Source organism: Metabacillus idriensis (assembly GCF_009674765.1).
GTDB classification, from domain to species: domain Bacteria; phylum Bacillota; class Bacilli; order Bacillales; family Bacillaceae; genus Bacillus_P; species Bacillus_P idriensis.
This window is the reverse complement of the sequence record NZ_WKKF01000002.1, coordinates 357,160-375,025: the sequence shown is the minus strand read 5'-3', so window position 1 is coordinate 375,025 and position 17,866 is coordinate 357,160. Positions and strand designations below refer to the sequence as shown.

Sequence of the window (17,866 nt, the reverse complement as noted above, 5' to 3'; positions counted from 1 at the left end):
AATATATAAACTTGCAATTATTATTTTGTTAAGATTTTGTGCGCTTTATTCTAAGTATGAACTCTTTTTGAACAAAATAATAATGGCTATTGCTGCTTCAGCAATTTTTTATAAAACGATACTAACTTTCTTTCTTCTGTTTCCCAATTATAGGTCGTTTCGAAACTCTTTCTTCCTTTTACACCAAAATCTTTTGTCATTTCAGGGTTATCAAGCAGTACATTCAGCGCATTTGCAATGGATTCAGGCTTCTCAGGATCAATCAAAAGACCGCTGCCCGAATTCTCCACCACTCTCCGGTAATGCGGGAAATCTGAAGCCAGAATGGCAACACCTGCAGCCATGTATTCAAATAATTTATTAGGCAGACAGACCAAATGATTGGGCTCAGGCAAATAAGGAATAATCCCTATTGAAGCCTTTGAGAGATAGGTTTCGATTTCTGAATAAGGCACACTTCCCATAAACTCCACACGGTCAGCAAAACCGAAAGCTTTTACCTTTTCTTTGATTTTCCGCTCAAAGGCATCCGACTCAAATCTTCCAACAAAAAGAAATTTCGCATTCGGGTGCTTGTCCGCTGCTAATGCAAAGGCCTCTGTTAATTGTTCAATTCCTCTGATAGGAGTAATACCGCCAAGATAAAGAACCATGTCTGGGTCTTTCAGCGCAGAATGATTCAGCGTAAACATTTCAGTCAGAGGATAATTTTCAATCTTGCAGGAGTTATAGCGCTGATACCTCTCTCCTACTTCATCCGTTGTATAAATAACTCCTGATAAAATGGGAAGACATATTCTTTCAATTGCCTCGTAGATGAGACGAACAGGTTTTTTCATCCAGCTTTTCAAGTATTTTTTGCTCATAATCGCATTCGGATAATGCTCATGAGCATCAAAAATGACAGGTTTCCCCGTGAATATACGAAGCAGAACTCCTACTGGGATAAGCTCTGGATCATGAAAATGATAGAGATCTGCATTTGTTTTTCTGGCAGCTTTAAAAACCGTAAACGTATGTAAAAAGCGCTTCAATTCCTGTTTTGGCTTTTCGATTGGAATAAGCTTGATTGAATCGTCCAGGATCATTTCAGGCTTCGGTGCGACAAGCGAAACATCATACCCCGCCTTAACTAGAGACTTGCATTGCTTATGATAAATACGTCCGTCATATGCGTTATGAACAGACGTGATGACACAGATTTTCTTCATTTTATCCATTCCTTTTTTGAAGTTATAGCAGAGGATTACGTTTACAGCTCCAGAGCCAAGATCCTCGATCAGAACGGATCTGACTATGGCACTTCCGCTTTTCTCAACTCAAAGTTGTAACTTTTCAATTTATACTTTACACTATTATATTGACATATCCTAATTTTTAATGGAAAGGGATCACTATGAAAATCGTTTATATAACACAGCACTTTCCGCCTGAAATTGGTGCAGCACAAGGCCGTGCCTTTGATATGAGTACGAATCTTTCAAACCTGGGGCATGATCTGCATGTGCTGACGGCCTTTCCAAATCATGAATCAACTTCTAAATTGTACAGCAAAGAGAAGGTGAACAAGCTATCGGTTTATCGCTCTTTTCGCATACGTGATACTAAAAAAAGCTCCATCCGGCGTTTGGCCAATTACTTGTCGTTCATGTGCTCAAGCATCGTAAGCGGCTTGCTCGTTAAAAAGCCGGACATTGTTTATGCAACCTCCCCTCAGCTTTTTCAAGGGGTTACCGGATATGTGCTGAGCCGCATTCATAGAACAAAGTTCGTTTTCGAAGTCCGTGATTTATGGGTCGACTTCGCTGAAATTTTAGGTCAATTTAAAAACAAAAAATTACTGAATCTTGCCAGAAAACTTGAAAATTTCATTTATAAGAAAGCCGATCTGATTGTTGTCGTTACACACGGCTACAAAGATCGTCTGATAGACCTGGGCATTTCAGCAGACAAGATCATCGTCATTCCAAATGGAGTGAATCCAAGTGCCTTAAAACCTGTAATAAAAAGGAACGATGTGAAAAAGGAATACGGGATTGAAGATAAATTCCTCGTTCTTTATACAGGCAATATTGGTGCAGCGCAAGGTCTTCAGACCATCATAACGGCTGCGATAAAGCTGAAGGATGACCCTTCTGTCTGCTTTATGTTCATAGGTGACGGCGTTGAAAAAGAAGCTTTAATGGAACAAGTGAAAGCAAATCATTTAACCAACGTGCTCTTTCTGGACAGCAAAAGAAAAGAAGAATTGGCTTCCTACTATGACAGCGCCGATCTTGGCATTGTCAGCTTAAAAAAGCATCCGTTATTTGAAATCACCATTCCATCCAAAGTGTTTGATTATATGGCGGTTTCCCTGCCGGTACTGATCGGGGTTGAAGGTGAAGCAAGAGAGATCGTAGAAAAAAATCATGCCGGCTTCACGTTTGAACCAGAGAATCCGGAAGACTTTATCCGCGCACTCAAGCTCGCTCAAAGCCAGCCTGAAACACTTAAAGACATGAAGAAAAACCTGCGTTACCATCTCCTTCAATCATTTAACAGAGAAACACAGGCAGCAGAGCTTTCGGAAGCCCTGCAAAACTGCAAATTATCTCATAGTATGAACCATATAAAAAAGACGACCTGATTTCAGAATCAGGTCGTCTTTTTTGATCTAAAAGAAATATTGTGTTTCGCACTTTACTTGTCCAGCTCCACCGCCCAACTCCTCGGCCAGAACGGATCCGGCAAAAAAGTCAAACCCGGACTTTTCTGCCGGATCCTTATCTGTCTGTCGGAGCTAAACGGGCGGCTCCGCTTTTCTCATTACACCTCAAAAGGCACAGGCTTCTCATCACGCTTTTTAAAATAATGCAGAATCGCTTCCACAATACGTCTTGAAGCTTCTCCGTCTCCGTATGGATTAGAGGCTTTCGACATCTCTTCATAGCGTTCTTTATTGTTAAGCAGTTCGTAAGCAAGCTGATAGATTGTTTCCTCATCTGTGCCTGCAAGCTTCAATGTTCCTGCTTCAATTCCTTCAGGGCGCTCAGTTGTATCGCGCAGAACAAGAACCGGTACTCCCAGAGATGGCGCTTCTTCCTGTACGCCGCCTGAATCAGTAAGAATGATATGAGCTTTAGAAGCGAAGTTATGGAAATCATAAACGCCAAGCGGTTCGATCAAATGAATTCTAGGATCATTTCCGAGAATTTCATCTGCGACTTCGCGAACAGCCGGATTTAAATGAACAGGGTAAACAACCTGAACATCATTATGCTCTGTGATCAGACGCTTAATCGCACGGAACATGTTGCGCATTGGCTCTCCTAAATTCTCGCGGCGGTGAGCTGTTAATAGAATCATGCGGTCTGATCCTACTTTTTCAAGCACTTCATGAGAGTAGGAATCCTTAACAGTTGTTTTTAAAGCATCAATCGCCGTGTTGCCTGTTATGTAAATGGTCTCGCCTTTTTTATTTTCCTGAAGCAGATTTGCCTCCGCTTTGTTCGTTGGGGCAAAATGAAGATCTGCGATTACGCCTGTAATTTGACGGTTCACTTCTTCAGGGAATGGAGAGTATTTGTTCCACGTTCTGAGTCCTGCTTCTACATGGCCGACAGCAATTTGATTGTAAAATGCAGCTAAGCTTGCTACAAATGTTGTCGTTGTATCACCATGAACAAGTACAAGATCAGGCTTAACGTCCTTCATCACTTCATCTAAGCCTTCAAGCGCTTTTGTTGTCACACCTGTCAGCGTCTGACGGTCCTTCATAATGTTCAGATCGTGATCTGGAGTAACCTCAAACAATTCCAGAACCTGATCAAGCATTTGACGGTGCTGGGCCGTTACAGTAACAATTGAATCAATTTCATCCGGGTACTTTTCAAGTTCAAGCACAAGCGGTGCCATTTTGATGGCTTCAGGTCTTGTACCGAAAATAGTCATGACTTTTAATTTGCGATCCATATATACGAAACTCCTTTTATAGTTCATTTTAGGCAGCTATTGTTCATTATATCACGTGCCAGAAAAGAGTATTTTTCTTTATTATTAGGATTTCATTACAATATTATTAGAAAAGCGGAATCGCCTGTTTAGCTCCGACAGACAGATAAGGATTTGCCAGTAAAGGCGCTTTTTGCCTTTACTGGCAAATCCGTTCTGGCCGAGGAGTTAGGCGATGGAGCTAGACATCGAAGTGCAAAACTTTTAAAAAAAGATGTGGTGCTTAACCCCACATCCACTACGATAAATTCTCATACATCTGTATCAGCTTTTTGCTTTCTGCCTCCCAAGTTAAAACCTCTCTTGCGCGCAGACAATTTTGCTGATAGTAAGCATATTGGTTCATAATCTCTAAAATTCCATTTACAATGCCTTCTGGCGTTTCCTCTGCCAGCACGCCGGTTTTATACTCGTCAATAATGACAGACTTGCCGGGATGATTGGAAGAAACGGCAGGAACGCCTGCCTGCAGGTATTCAAAGATTTTATTTGGTGTTGAATAATAGTTGTTTTTAGAAACCTTCTCATACATGACAAGGCCGATGTCAGCCTTCAAGGTGTAGTGAATTAAATCCTCAGACGATACTTGATCGTGAAAAAAGACCCTGTTTGACAGTCCAAGCGACCCAGTACGGCTTACTAGCTCATCCTTTAGAATACCCGAACCGATCATCACCAGTTTATAGGTTTCAGGAAGCTTTGCCATTGCATCGATAATCAATTCCAGTCCGCGGTACGGAGAAAATCCACCTTGATAGAGCAGAATCGTATCTTTTTCATTGAATGGATAATCCCAGTCAATCGCTTTATCCTGTTTAAGGACATCCTTGTGGAAAAGAGGAATATTTTGAATGAGCACACATGGTTTTGCTCCATTTTTTTCAAACAAATAATCTCTAAGATAAGGGTTTACTGTTACAAGATAATCGATCTTTTGAAAAAGCCGTTTTTCCATGGCGTAGCCTGCGATGCGGTCGAGCTGATTGCGCCCGGCCATCTCGTTGAAGATTTCATGTGAATCATAGATGAGCTTCGCAGAGAAATCCTTTGACAGCATGTGCCCCTGCCACAGCGTATTTAAATCATGACAATGAACAGCGTCAATCGAGATATCTTTTAAATGCGCTTTGACCTTTTTATAAAACTCATAGTAGGCCAGGTAGTCTTTAGGAATTTTGACAAGCGGCAATCTCGCCGTGCGGACGATCAGCTTTTTTACTGCAGATTGCCTTGTTTGCGCACTTGCATTCCCTTTAGACATAGTAGCTTTTATGCTTTTAACCGAAATGCCAATCCGAATCAAATGAATGTTTTTATGTAAAAAAGGATCAGGCTCCTGGAATTCTCTGACGCAGGCTAAGTATACGGCATGTCCTGCTTCAGCTAATGCCAGGGCCTCTCTTTTTACTCTCGCATCATAAGGAATATCCTTATACAGCAGCATGAGAATATTCATTTTCTTGCCAGTTTCATAAACTCATCATATTCCTTGACGATCGGGCCTGTTTCGCCGACTGCTTTTTGCTCGCCAAGGTGAATCCATACAACACGGTCACAGATCGCTCTTACTAGATTCGATGAGTGGGTTACAAGAATAACCGTTCTTTCTTGTTTGATTTTCTCCATAATCGCTTCACGGCATTTTTGCTGAAAAGCTGTATCGCCTACTCCCAGAACTTCATCAATGAGAAGAATCTCAGGATCAAGTGAAATAGCCGTAGCAAATGCAAGTCTTGATTTCATTCCCGCAGAATACGTACGCACAGGTTTATAAATAAAATCGCCCAGCTCGGAGAATTCAATAATATCGTCGATTTTTTCATCAATCGTTTTCTTATTATGACCAAGCAGCAGGCCATTTAAATAGATATTCTCAATTCCGGGCAGCTCCGGCTGAAATCCCGCTCCTAATGAAAGAAGAACCGGATGTTCCTCATCCATGATGCTGAATTCGCCTTTATCAGGAGAAATCAGTCCGCTGAGCAGTTTTAACAGCGTGCTTTTTCCAGAGCCGTTACGTCCGATAACGCCAAGAACCTCGCCTTTTTTCACTTCGAAGTTCAAGCCTTTAAGCGCCCAGAAGCGGTCATCTTTTTTATGAAGATTCAATAGTTTTTTTAATGGTTTTTCTGTATGCTCCGGATAAGATACCCAGAGATCTTTTACTTCAATTATATTTTCACTCAATTAAATCACCTTAGCATATTCTTTTTCATTTTTGTTTAACAGGCGTATTCCTAAATACAAGATAGCAAGTGAAAGAATGGTCAAGATAAGCATCGGTAAAAATTCAGGAGGTCTGCCGTAAATCAGTACGTCTCTATAGGATTCCAAAAATGTTGTAAAAGGATTCAAATAGAGATATGGAACTAAACTAGCAGGTACTTGTTTCATTTCAAACAATACAGGTGATAGATACATTAAGACCCTTGAAATATATTGCATCATATTTTTCACATCCCGGATAAAGACGCCAAGATGGGCAAGGAAAATCATCACGCCTAATAGGCAGAATGCATTGATCAAAAAGATGAACGGGAAATAGAGAATATTCCATGAAAAGTCAATTCCGTATATCGCCAAAAATAAAATAAGCACAACGGCGCTGATTATAAATTTAATGCAGTTAACAAGTAAGCGAACGATAATAAAAATAATTTTCGGTACATAAACCTGCTGCAGGATATTCCCTTTGGATGAGATGGCGTTCGTTCCATCTACAAGAGCAGCCGTTACAAATTTCAGCGGAATTAAGCCAGTAAAGATAATCACTGCATAATTCTCTCCGCCTCTATCAAGGATAACCACGACCAGCAAGTAAAAAATGGCCATATAAAAAATCGGATCCAAGATCCACCATAGAAAACCAAAGTATGTTCTTGAGTTGTTTGCTTTAAAATCAGAAGCAGTCAAGTGATAGATCAAGTCTTTGTTATTTTTTATGGCCTTTAATGTATCTAATAGCATAAGATGTTCTCCTAACTAACAAAATGTTGCACCTTAATAATAATATACTTAGTTAAATCACCTTTCAAGTTTTACAATGAAATGTAAACGTTTTGACATGATTTGAAACAGGCTTGTGCTGTATGGGGATAGCTTAAGCATATAAGTGGTAACCATTGGTTGCGGTTGATTCCTCTTTCCTGCGTAAGAACCAAAATGGTGGAATCATAGCGCCCGGTTGATTCCTCTTTCCTGCGCAAAAATCAAAATGGCGGAATCATAGCGCCTGGTTGATTCCTCTTTCCTGCGCAAAAACCAAAATAGAGGAATCATAGCGTACGGTTGATTCCTCTTTCCTGCCCAAAAACAAAACTAGAGGAATCACAGGTAGTATTTGATTCCTTATTCCAGCACAAAGGAAATCACAAGCTCATAGTGCCTTTTTCTAGCGAAAGACTACTGCCAGCAAAAAGGGTTTCTGCCTAGTATCTGTCTCCATTACCCCTTAAATTCTCTCTTCAAAACCTTACAGCTGAATAAAAAAAGACCATAAACGAATATGGTCCATTTTCACATTAAGATGTGTGTTACTTTACAAATTTATAAAGGTTACCGAAGTTGATGTAAGTGATCTCTTCCGGACAATCCTTCACAATGTTTTTCGTGTCGAAAATTCTTTTTGTTTTCATGCTTGTGAAGTCAGCTGCATCAAGTGATTTAAATTCATTGTGATCTGTCAGAACTAAAACAAGATCAGAATTGTTCACAGCTGTTTGTATGTCTTTTTCTACCCAGTCTTTTTGAACATGCGGGTCGTAAGCGATCACTTCGTTGGCACCAGCCATTTTCAGCTGCTGGTAGATATCCATTGCTGGACTTTCACGAATGTCATCTACGTTCCCTTTATATGTCAGACCGAATACCGTGATTTTTTTATCGTCTAAGCCGCCAAGCATTTTAGATACGTTTTCTAGAACAAATGATGGCATAGAAACGTTGATGTCGCGTGCCTGGTAAATCAACTTCGCTTGTTCAGGAGCTTCTGCAACGATGAAATACGGGTCAACCGCTAAGCAATGTCCGCCAACGCCCGGTCCAGGGTGATGAAGGTTTACACGCGGATGCTTGTTAGCCATCTCGATTACATCAAGTGCATTAATATCAAGCTCTGTACAGATTTTCACAAGCTCGTTTGCAAGGGAAATGTTCACGTCTCTGAACGTGTTTTCCATTAATTTTGACATTTCAGCTGTCTTCGCATCCGTCAAAATCAGCTCGCCTTCAACAAATGTGCTGTATACTTTTGCTCCGGCTTCTTTACATGCTTCTGTCACACCGCCGATGATGCGGTTGTTGTAGATAAGCTCATGCATAATTTGTCCAGGCAGTACGCGCTCTGGGCAATGGACTAAGAAAATATCTTCGCCGATTGTAAAGCCATGCTTCTCAAGCAAAGGTTTTACATGGTCGTCTGTTGTACGAGGTGCGATTGTTGATTCTACGATGACTGTATTGCCTTTTTCAAGGTAAGGAATCATCATTTCAGTAGCGCTTAATACGTATTTTAAATCTACAGATTTATATTGATCATCTTTATTTGGAGTTGGAACAGCAATAATGAATACATCTGCTTTTTCAGGCTTTGTTGATGCTTTGAATTTGCCAGATGCCATAACCTCTTCTAGTGCTTCTTGAAGGCCAGGCTCTTCAATATGAATTTTACCTTGGTTTAATGAATCTACAACATGCTGCTGAACGTCTACGCCAAGCACGTCAACGCCATGCTTTGCAAACATAATAGAAGTCGGCAGTCCAATATAACCAAGACCAAGTGTTGCGATCTTCATGTGAATTCTCCTCCAGTTGATAGTTCATAAAATTCTCCTTTTACCACATTACAGTTTTGAAAACATCATGTCAATGATGAAGTTCCTGCTGCTATTGGAGAACTTTTTCGTTCGATGATTCTGTTATTTCCTTTACTTCTGCCCGGATCATTTTGTCCTTGCCGCACTGATATCTGACGCGGTGCGCAGCTTCTTCTGACTTTTCAAGAAAAGCCTTCGGATTATAGTACAGATCTTCGATTGCCTCAGCCAATCCCAAATAATCTTCCTTGTCTGCTAAAAATCCGCACGTCTCATCAATGAATTCAGGGATCGCATAGACCTTGGTCGTTACTGGAACCAATCCGCTCGACATCGCCTCGCCAAGAGAAACTCCTTGAGAATCCATTCTGGAAGGACCGAGGAAAATCCCATGGCTTTTATGCTGCTTTGCAATCTGCTCCTGGGACAAGAAATGGTTGTGCAGGTGAACATTTGAAAGACCGCGAACCGGCTCTACTTCCTTGTCGAACAAGGGGCCTTGTCCAAAAATATCAAACTCAAGCTCACCAAAAAACGGCTGATCTTTCAGAGCTAATATCGCTTTTACCATAAGATCATTTGCATATGTTCTCGATGCAAACGGGCGGATCGTCAGAATTCGTTTCCTCTGTTCAGCTGACTTCGGTTCATAGCGGTAAAGCTGATCGTCAATGACATTGTGAATAATGCTGTAATTTTTCACAATGGCATTTGCATCTTTTTCAGCCACATTCTCCTTATACCATTTCGAAACGAAGATGAACTTTATGGTGTTATCATTCGAACTGTATAATTTATGCATAAAATCAAGCTGGCGCTGATTGCCCGGCGCCTGATTAAGAGCAGAGCGAAGGCTGCTGGCATCTTTGTAAAAGTTAAACCATCTGCGGTACCACTTTGTCGTTTCATAACCGTGAACCCAGATCAGCTTCGGTGTAGTTCTCGCATTTGATTTATTGACAGCTTCATACATCCGTTCAGTGATGAAATGAAATAAGATTTTTTTATAAGAGCGGTAGTCCAATAATCGTGTCAGCTCTTCATCACCGCTCATGTATACGGGAATACCCTCGTATTCATAGTAGCCGATGCTAGGTGACGTATTCAGCCTGAAAATCGCTACTTTGATTCCTCTTTCTTTATAAGACAAGGCTCTCCGGTGAATAAACATGTTCTGATAGTAATTGTTTTTTTCCGGATAAACATTTGTGATCAGCAGGTAGTCAACATCCGAACGGATAGAGAAAAGCTCTTTTTTACTGACCAATGGGGGCTGGTTATAGGACTTTAATGAAAACTCCGATAAAACGGCCTCTCCATCACCTGATATCCTTAAACCAACTGCGTAGCTTACAGCCGATTCCGGAAACGTCACAATCATTTCGCTGCCTAAAGGATTGTAGACACTGAACACTTGCTTGTTATTGGTGTCAAAACCGACGATAACCTGCTGCAGCTGAAGACTTCCCGAAGTTTTTCCATCAAGCTTTGCAGTCATTGTAGCATCAGGCTTTAAAACATCTTTGTAGATCTTTTTGTTATCCTGATAAATGATAATTGGCGGCGCCTCTTTTTTCTGCTGAACCGACTTGATTGCAAGGCCCTCTGTTTTCTGGGTCGTGACAGCATAAGTTGAGTTTGTTTTTTCTGGCCATTTATCTAAATAGCTGTATACGTCAGCTGGATCTATCTTTAACACTGCATTCCTCCCCCTGTCCCTGTAGTCTTATTTATTCCGCTTTCTAAGCTGCCAGTATTTCAGCTGCAGCTTGCCGAGCTTTGATTTCTCAAGCTTTGATAATCTTGCTTGCAGGTCATTGATTGTTGCTTCCTGCTGTTTGATGGTTTCAATAATCACTTCTGGTTTCATATCCATTGCCTTAAAGGATTCTAATTCCTTTTTGCCGAGGATTTCTCCAATTTTTTCTCTCATTTCTATATCATCGGTAATAGCGGACAGAATTTCTTTGAATTCTTCCTCCATTTCCTTTTTATCTTCAATAAGCCTGTTCGATAGTTGAACCAATGCATCGTACTCTTCTTTATTAACCTGAATCATATCCTGTTGTGTGCTTGTGTGGCTGTTCATCCGTTCAGCTCCTCTCATCTATAACAGAAGATTTTAAATCTTTATCCCTACACACATTTAACCAAAGTTCCTGCCCTTTTAAAAGTAACAAAACCGTTACAAGACAATTATTCCAATTTTTAATGATATAGATGATACTTTTATTTTCTCTTGATGTGCCCTTTTCATTCTGTTTACAGCTTCCAGTTCAGTCAGAAAAACAAAAGAAAAAACAGAAAAATATGAAACGGGCTCATACTTTTCTGTTTTTGGGATTATTTATTGAATTTTTTATGGACCATTTTTTCGTAAACTTCAGCAGCAGCTTTCGTATTGTTAAGCGGAGACAGGAAGGTTGCATGCTCGCTTTGGCTAAGGATGCTGCCTTCCTCGTAAATCGCCCAAATATCAGATCCGCTGCCAATATAGTCACTCAATTTAGACGGCAAATACGGATTCACATCTTTATTGTCCTTCGTAACAGCATCGTTTACGATCAGCGTATCGAATTTCGTACATAAGTTAAGGAAATTATAGAAATCGACGAAATCATTCACGATAATATTATCTTCAAGCGGATCGTTTTCAAGCTGGCTTGCAAGCTCATCCGGTTTTGAAGTGAAAACATGAATAAGCACACGGTCCTGCACATCAGCGCCGGCAGCTTTCAAGCCATCAAACATGTCATTCAGATTGCGTTTGCTGTAAAAATTGCCGAAGTAAGCAATATTGACGTGTTCATCTGAAATGAGCGGATAGTCAAATTCGTTTAAATGATAATAGCGCTCAGGCAACGTTGGATGCGGTTCAATTACAGCTTTTTCCCTAATCATAGGCTTAATCTCTTCTATTGGGAATGAATCAACCATATAGTTCAGCTGATTGATGTTCGTGAAAATTAACTCATCTGCAAAAACATACGGCAAATATTCACACCAGAAAAAGAGGCTGTCTTCGCTTGAACCTGGTGCTCCCGCTTTCTTCACGCTCTCTTCTAATTTCTTCAAGTAGGATGCATCTGTGACTTCAACTTGTCTCTTTTTAGCTTCAATATCGTATAGAAGCGGATCGGAAAATTCGGCAATCCATTTGGTTTCCGGATGCTTCATTTTGAACTCATATGCTAGAAAGTGAGAAGCAACCCACATCGCACGGCTGTAAACTTCTTTATGTACGCCATTTTTGGCAACAAGTTCATCAATTTCATCCATGCCCATATCCACAAACTTCTTAATCGAATTCCAATTTGAAAAGCTTGGAGGAGATTTAATTGGCAGACGGGTGCTGATCAGATCATCCACCATCTGGTTCAATGACACGTTTTTATTTCGGACAGAATCCATTGTATTGTAAACAACATCCGAAATCTTTCCTGACGCTCTCATCCGTTTAGCCATTACATTTCCGGCCGTATCGTTATAAGGAGGAAAGCAGTAAGAAATGACCAGGCGTTCTACAAGACCCTTGTTAATTAAGTGATAAGGGAAATAGATCGGCTTCATATCAGAGATTTCTCTGATGATGTCACTGTACTCCTCAGGATGTGCTTCATAGTATTTTACAATAAAACTGCTTTGAGCGTTGATTTTCCGTTCAACGAAATCTCTCTTGGTAGCTGACAGCTCTTCCTCAGCAAGGATTTGATTCAACTTCGCAATGACCTGCACACGCTGCTTCACATTAAAATCAAAAGTCATTCCCTGTCGTGAAACGGAATTAGCTCTCAGTGTACGATAATAAACAACTTGTTTTGTAAGGGGTGCAAGCTCATATTTCAAGTCATTTTTAACCACAAGCTCTGTAAAAAAGGCAATGTCTTCTCCGCTTTTTAACGTTTCATCAAAACGGTACTTTTGCAAATACAAAGTAGGAATTAATTTGCATCCGTTAATTGTTAGAACGGTATGCAGTTTATAGTAGGCATGCTGTTTGCTGACAACAGATTTCATAATTTGTCTGTTGATCACGTTTGAAGCAACCACTTTTCCGTCCGGCTCAACGTTGAAGATTTGTGAAATTACCATTGTATCAGGCTTTGCAAGCTTGTACATTTCTTCTAAATAGTTTTTAGAAAAATAGTCATCATCATCAAGGAACGTGCAATATTCACGGGATGCAATTGAGATCCCTTTGTTTCTCGCAAGTGATGCACCTGCTTCTTCCAGGACAACGACGTTTATATTCGTAAGATTTCTCTCTGCAATCAGCTGATTGATAAGTTCTTCTGAACGGTCTTTTTCCCCGTTAATGATGACAATAACTTCAAATAATGAAGGATCAAGCGTTTGATCTGCCAATGATTCAAGGCATTTGACAATGACATCTTCACCTTTATAGGTAGGTAAAATAATGCTGATCCCTTTATCATAAAGAGGCTTGTCATTTTTGCGCACGATTTCCTCTTCAATGTCATACCCCAGTTTCATTGCTCGTGTTAGTCGGACTCTCTCTAAACGTTTGAGTATTTCCTCTTTAAGCATTATTTCCTACCTCTTCCAGCTATTTTTTTCTTTAATTCCCAGAACTTCAATTGGACTCTGCCGAATCTGGATTTTCTCAGAACATTATAGCGATGTTCCAGGTTTGATACTTTTCTGCTTAACTCTTCAATTCTTTCTGAGCGGCTTAGGGCAGCTTTTAACGCTTCCTCTTCACGGTTCAGCAGCTCAACGGTTTCAATCTGCAGCTGACGGATGTATTCATCCTTTTCACGGCTTTGCGCTTTCAGGTCGTCATATAAAATCTTCATTTTTTCAGCTGACCCTTGATTCTTCTGCAATTCCTTCATTTCTTTTTCGTCTCTTGTTGCCTGTCCCATCAGCGTGCCGATGCGCTGAAGATAATCTCTTTCAAGCCAGTAAAAGCCCTGCTCCAATTTTTGCGTGCTTTCTGCCGAATAGAAAGATGGATTGGCATCTTTGGAAGCTGTGCAGATCACGCCCGTCCACTTCCCCAAATACTCAAAGGACTCAACTTTAAAATGAGCGCCCAATTGTTCTGATAGTAAAGAATAGTAATAAGTGCGTTTATGATCCAAGTAATCATTGATGCCAAAGGGCACGGTTACAATCAGTCTGCCGCCCGGCTTCAAATGAGACGCCGTTTTCTTTAAAAAGGAATCCGGGTCACTGATGTGCTCAAGGACTTCCGTCAGTAAAATGGTATCATAGTTTTTTTCTATATCATGATCCGTCATGAAGTTTGACACCTTGAATGATACGGATGCCTGCACAGACGGGTGTTCTTTGCCGAGCTCTGTTTTTGCATATTCTATTGATTCATGAGAGATATCGATTCCATCTACTTTTTTGCCTTCCCGACCTAATAATATGGCATTGATACCCTGTGAGCAACCAATATCAAGCACTTTGCTGCCTGTAACATGTGTAACAATCCAATTTATGCGCTCTCTGGTTTTCTTGCTGAAATCTGTTCCTAAAGCTCCATAATATGCTTCATTAACACGATCTATAATAAGTTTACTCAAAGAAACTCCTCCAATTAATTATGTAAAATGGCAAAGACGTAATTTCAATTCTCGCTTGTGCTAGTTTTTGCAGAATTATTCTATGTATTCTGTAAGGCCCTACTTATTATATCGAAAATTGTCTTTCGGCAACAACCATAAAAAAAACCGGCAATCAAAAACACTGATTGCCGGCTTAGAACATTAGTTATTTTTCTTCCATTGATAGAAGTCATTGACTCCCTGTGCGATCGCCTCAGCTGCAGTATCCCTGCCGCTGTTTGTCTTAAAAATGGCAGCATCATTTTTGTTTGAGATAAAGCCCATTTCAATGAGCACAGATCTTGTATAATTTTTATCAATGACATAGAAGGCTTCTTCTTTTATGCCCCGATTTGTCGTTTTTAAGGCAGTTACTAACCTTGATTGAATAAAAGCTGCTAGTTTTGCACTGTCTGCTTTTTCTTTGTCAGTCATAGACGACGTGCTAAAGCTGCCGCTGCCGTTTGTTGCAAACGTTTCTGTTCCATTAGCTGATGGAGCCGTGCTTGAATTCATGTGAAAGCTGACAAAAACGCCTGCGTTCTTGCTGTATGAAAAATCAGTCCGTTCGTTTAATGAAAGAAACGTGTCATCTGACCGGGTCATATGAACGTCATAGCCTAATTTCTTAAGCTTCTCAGCTGCTGTTTTACCCACTGCCAGAGTCACATCTTTTTCCTGCAGGCCATTCCCAATTGCTCCAGGGTCTTTTCCGCCATGACCAGGATCGATCACAATGACTTTGTTCAGCTCTGTATCTTTTGCAACAGGTTCAAGAGTTAGATATTTTGCTGAGACATATCCTGTTTTTCCGCTGTATTTAACTGAAACCCAGTCATCTTTAAGTTCCGCAGGATTCAGCACTTCAACTTCTTTTCCTTGCGGGATTGTCAGGATGATAGAGGAGCTTGTACTTTTTTTCGTGCGAAGACTCAAATTTACGCGTACATAGTACTTTAGTTCCTCGGGTGCAATTTCTTCGACAGCGACTGGTTTGTTGACAATATCCGATGATCTTATATATCCTGTCTTGCCATTATGGTCGGCTTCTGCCCACCCATTTGCGATCCCGCCCTGTCTGATCTTTGTTTGATCATTGGTTGTCAATGACGCGAGCACGGAAGAAGCTGTGCTTTTCGAAGTATAAACTTTTGTGTTTTTATTTGCATAATAGGTAAAGTAAACAGGTTTGCTCGCAATGCTGCTGTATGGTGCATACCCTTTTATTCCATTGTATTCGATTCTGCTCCAGCCGCTGATGACACTGCCTTTTTTGACTTTCACAACAGAACCTGGAGCAATTTTTGCCTTAGGTGTTTTTGTATTTCTCTCATTATATAAGGTGACATTTTTAACGGCATAGTAGGTAAAGAATACAGGCTGGGCTGATGTTAGTTTTGTGTAATCTGCATAATACTTTGTTCCCTTATGGCTGATTTCAACCCACCCATTTAGAACCGTTCCTTTAGCAACCTTAATGACAGCATCCTCTGCTATAGATCCGTATCTTTTCGTCTGGGTCCCTCTGCCTCCGTAAAAACTCACAGGTTCCTTGGTATAATAGTTAAAGTAAACCGGCTGTGAAGGCTTTTTGTTCGTAATGTCTGCAGCCTTGGCATACATGGTTTTTCCGCCAAGCTTAATTTCAGCCCATCCGCTGCTGATTCCGCCTTTTTTAATGGTAAAGGCTGTCTGAAACCCAACTCTTCCCGCTTTTGAAAAACGATCTCCAGGGCCGGTCCGCGCTTCAAACTCATTTTTTGCATAGTATGTAAAGGTTACAGTTGAGGCTTCTGCTTTTTGAGGCGTCCAAAATTCAATCATTCCTGCAGCAAGTAAAAAAACGGCAATCACACTGACTAAAAGCTTTTTCATTCCATACGTTCCTCCCGGGTGTTTGTAAACTGGCAAACTGCCCGGGACTTTCCGCACAGCCTGCTCAGTTTATATATCGAGTCGATCCGGGAAATCTTTAGCGGTATTTAGAAAAAAATGTTTGAATTTAATTTGGGAGACAGATGGAAAAAGGAAAGTAAATCACTGAAATCGGCAAGTGTTTAACTCTTTTAGAAAGTAAATGGGCCATTCCGGCGAGTATTTTTACCGTTTCGGATAGTATTCAGAAGCTTGACCAAAAAAGACCATCCTCAAGTGCTTGAAACCACTTAAGAACGGCCTTTTATTACTTCTTTGCGTCCTACTGAAACATAAGTCATCCATTCAGGAATATCTCGCAGCGGATAGATGTTTCTGCCATCAATTAAGATGGGGGTGTTCATTTTTTCCTGATAGAGGTTCATAGGGAACGTCCGGACTTCATCCCACTCCGTCACAATAAATGCAGCATCTGCATCCGTGATTGCATCAGCAATAGTGTCGCAATATGTGATCGATTCCTTTAACACCTTCCGGGCTTCATCCAGTGCGATAGGATCGTACCCAGTAACGACTGCACCTTCCTTCGCCAATTCCTTCGCAATGACAAGCGAAGCAGCTTCTCTGACATCATCTGTATTAGGTTTGAAAGCTAAGCCGAGAAGAGCAATTTTTTTCCCTTCAAGAGAACCCAAATGCTTTTTAGCTGACTCGATTAATTTTAACGGCTGCCGATTGTTCACAGTGATGACTGAATTCAGCAGATCAAACTTATGCTGCACGTTGCCTGCTAATTGGACTAGTGCCTTCGTATCTTTTGGAAAACAGGAGCCGCCATATCCGATTCCGGCTTTTAAAAATTGCGAACCGATTCTGGCGTCTTTCCCAATTCCTTCTGCCACATCTTCAATGTCAGCGCCTAATTTTTCGCAAATATTGGCGATCTCATTGATAAAGCTGATTTTCGTTGCCAAAAATGCATTCGCAGCATACTTAATCATTTCCGCACTTCTAATATCTGTCCTGACTACTGGAATACCAAGCGGTTTGTAGATTTCTTCAAGCTTATCCCCGGCAAAAGCAGAGCGTGACCCAATGACGATACGGTCCCCGTGGAACGTATCATGGATGGCTGAGCCCTCTCTGAGAAATTCAGGATTAGACGCGACTTCTGTACGGATGAGCGGTGATTTATGCTGATTGATGATCTCAAGAATATATTCATTCGTACCGACGGGAACGGTGCTTTTCACAACGATAATCACATCGTTTTGAATCTGTTCAGCGATTTGAACAGCTGCCGCTTCAACATACGTCAAATTAGCAGATCCGTCTTCCTTTTCCGGCGTGCCGACCGCGATGAAAATGATTTCGCTTTCCCCGTAAGCTGTGCGGGAATCTGCTGTAAAAGACAATCTTCCTGCCTGGACATTTTTTTTCATTAAATCCTCTAGACCAGGTTCATAAATAGGAGAAACTCCATTGTTCAGAAGATCAACTTTCTTTTCATCGATATCCACACACGTTACCTGATGGCCGATCTCAGCTAAGCATACACCTGTGACAAGCCCGACATATCCGGTTCCAGCAACTGATATTCTCACTGAG

Annotated in this window: 13 protein-coding genes; 1 reads left to right on the top strand and 12 read right to left on the bottom strand. The window is 40.9% G+C overall.

From position 1 onward, the window contains the following. Nucleotides 1-86 precede the first annotated feature (86 nt). Nucleotides 87-1,211 carry a glycosyltransferase family 4 protein gene (locus GJU41_RS10045; RefSeq protein WP_070878240.1) on the bottom strand — a complete coding sequence of 375 codons (1,125 nt, stop codon included), beginning with the start codon at nucleotides 1,209-1,211 and terminating at the stop codon, nucleotides 87-89. Between the two features lie 185 nt (nucleotides 1,212-1,396). Here GJU41_RS10045 and GJU41_RS10040 point away from each other — a divergent pair, with 185 nt between their 5' ends. Then, on the top strand, nucleotides 1,397-2,629 hold the full coding sequence (locus GJU41_RS10040; protein ID WP_154318516.1) for a glycosyltransferase family 4 protein: 1,233 nt from the start codon (nucleotides 1,397-1,399) through the stop codon (nucleotides 2,627-2,629). Between the two features lie 179 nt (nucleotides 2,630-2,808). Here GJU41_RS10040 and wecB read toward each other — a convergent pair whose 3' ends face one another. The 11 genes from wecB to GJU41_RS09985 all read right to left on the bottom strand — a co-directional run bounded on the left by wecB (nucleotide 2,809) and on the right by GJU41_RS09985 (nucleotide 17,862). Next, nucleotides 2,809-3,954, bottom strand: a complete 1,146-nt coding sequence (wecB, locus tag GJU41_RS10035) for a non-hydrolyzing UDP-N-acetylglucosamine 2-epimerase (RefSeq protein WP_154318515.1) — start codon at nucleotides 3,952-3,954, stop codon at nucleotides 2,809-2,811. 277 nt (nucleotides 3,955-4,231) lie between these two features. Then, entirely contained in the window at nucleotides 4,232-5,449 is a 1,218-nt protein-coding gene (locus tag GJU41_RS10030; RefSeq protein ID WP_154318514.1) for a glycosyltransferase, read from the bottom strand. Beyond that, nucleotides 5,446-6,180: an ABC transporter ATP-binding protein gene (locus GJU41_RS10025; RefSeq protein WP_070878247.1), complete on the bottom strand. Its 735-nt coding sequence runs from the start codon at nucleotides 6,178-6,180 to the stop codon at nucleotides 5,446-5,448. Before GJU41_RS10025 ends, GJU41_RS10030 begins: the two co-directional genes overlap by 4 nt. Next, on the bottom strand, nucleotides 6,181-6,960 hold the full coding sequence (locus GJU41_RS10020; RefSeq protein WP_070878249.1) for an ABC transporter permease: 780 nt from the start codon (nucleotides 6,958-6,960) through the stop codon (nucleotides 6,181-6,183). Nucleotides 6,961-7,526: 566 nt separating this feature from the next. Next, complete coding sequence (locus tag GJU41_RS10015) at nucleotides 7,527-8,786, bottom strand: nucleotide sugar dehydrogenase (RefSeq protein ID WP_154318513.1); 1,260 nt, start codon at nucleotides 8,784-8,786, stop codon at nucleotides 7,527-7,529. 91 nt (nucleotides 8,787-8,877) lie between these two features. Continuing rightward, complete coding sequence (locus GJU41_RS25395) at nucleotides 8,878-10,506, bottom strand: glycosyltransferase family 4 protein (RefSeq protein ID WP_154318512.1); 1,629 nt, start codon at nucleotides 10,504-10,506, stop codon at nucleotides 8,878-8,880. A gap of 27 nt (nucleotides 10,507-10,533) precedes the next feature. Next, nucleotides 10,534-10,896, bottom strand: a complete 363-nt coding sequence (locus GJU41_RS10005) for a hypothetical protein (protein WP_154318511.1) — start codon at nucleotides 10,894-10,896, stop codon at nucleotides 10,534-10,536. Nucleotides 10,897-11,150: 254 nt separating this feature from the next. Further along, nucleotides 11,151-13,355 carry a glycosyltransferase family 2 protein gene (locus tag GJU41_RS10000; RefSeq protein ID WP_154318510.1) on the bottom strand — a complete coding sequence of 735 codons (2,205 nt, stop codon included), beginning with the start codon at nucleotides 13,353-13,355 and terminating at the stop codon, nucleotides 11,151-11,153. Next, a complete protein-coding gene (locus GJU41_RS09995) occupies nucleotides 13,355-14,362 on the bottom strand; it encodes a class I SAM-dependent methyltransferase (RefSeq protein WP_154318509.1) in 1,008 nt (335 codons plus the stop codon). The genes GJU41_RS10000 and GJU41_RS09995 overlap by 1 nt, the downstream gene beginning before the upstream one ends. Nucleotides 14,363-14,545: 183 nt before the next feature. Continuing rightward, a complete protein-coding gene (locus GJU41_RS09990) occupies nucleotides 14,546-16,258 on the bottom strand; it encodes an N-acetylmuramoyl-L-alanine amidase (RefSeq protein WP_154318508.1) in 1,713 nt (570 codons plus the stop codon). A 290-nt stretch (nucleotides 16,259-16,548) separates the two neighbouring features. Then, a complete protein-coding gene (locus GJU41_RS09985; protein ID WP_170292765.1) occupies nucleotides 16,549-17,862 on the bottom strand; it encodes a UDP-glucose dehydrogenase family protein in 1,314 nt (437 codons plus the stop codon). Nucleotides 17,863-17,866 lie beyond the last annotated feature (4 nt).

What these genes read in the sequence shown, in the direction of transcription:
- GJU41_RS10045 (WP_070878240.1), bottom strand. Translation starts at nt 1,211, where the DNA reads ATGAAGAAAATCTGTGTCATCACGTCTGTTCATAACGCATATGACGGA.
- GJU41_RS10030 (WP_154318514.1), bottom strand. Translation starts at nt 5,449, where the DNA reads ATGAATATTCTCATGCTGCTGTATAAGGATATTCCTTATGATGCGAGA.
- GJU41_RS10020 (WP_070878249.1), bottom strand. Translation starts at nt 6,960, where the DNA reads ATGCTATTAGATACATTAAAGGCCATAAAAAATAACAAAGACTTGATC.
- wecB (WP_154318515.1), bottom strand. Translation starts at nt 3,954, where the DNA reads ATGGATCGCAAATTAAAAGTCATGACTATTTTCGGTACAAGACCTGAA.
- GJU41_RS10000 (WP_154318510.1), bottom strand. Translation starts at nt 13,355, where the DNA reads ATGCTTAAAGAGGAAATACTCAAACGTTTAGAGAGAGTCCGACTAACA.
- GJU41_RS10015 (WP_154318513.1), bottom strand. Translation starts at nt 8,786, where the DNA reads ATGAAGATCGCAACACTTGGTCTTGGTTATATTGGACTGCCGACTTCT.
- GJU41_RS09990 (WP_154318508.1), bottom strand. Translation starts at nt 16,258, where the DNA reads ATGAAAAAGCTTTTAGTCAGTGTGATTGCCGTTTTTTTACTTGCTGCA.
- GJU41_RS10040 (WP_154318516.1), top strand. Translation starts at nt 1,397, where the DNA reads ATGAAAATCGTTTATATAACACAGCACTTTCCGCCTGAAATTGGTGCA.
- GJU41_RS10005 (WP_154318511.1), bottom strand. Translation starts at nt 10,896, where the DNA reads ATGAACAGCCACACAAGCACACAACAGGATATGATTCAGGTTAATAAA.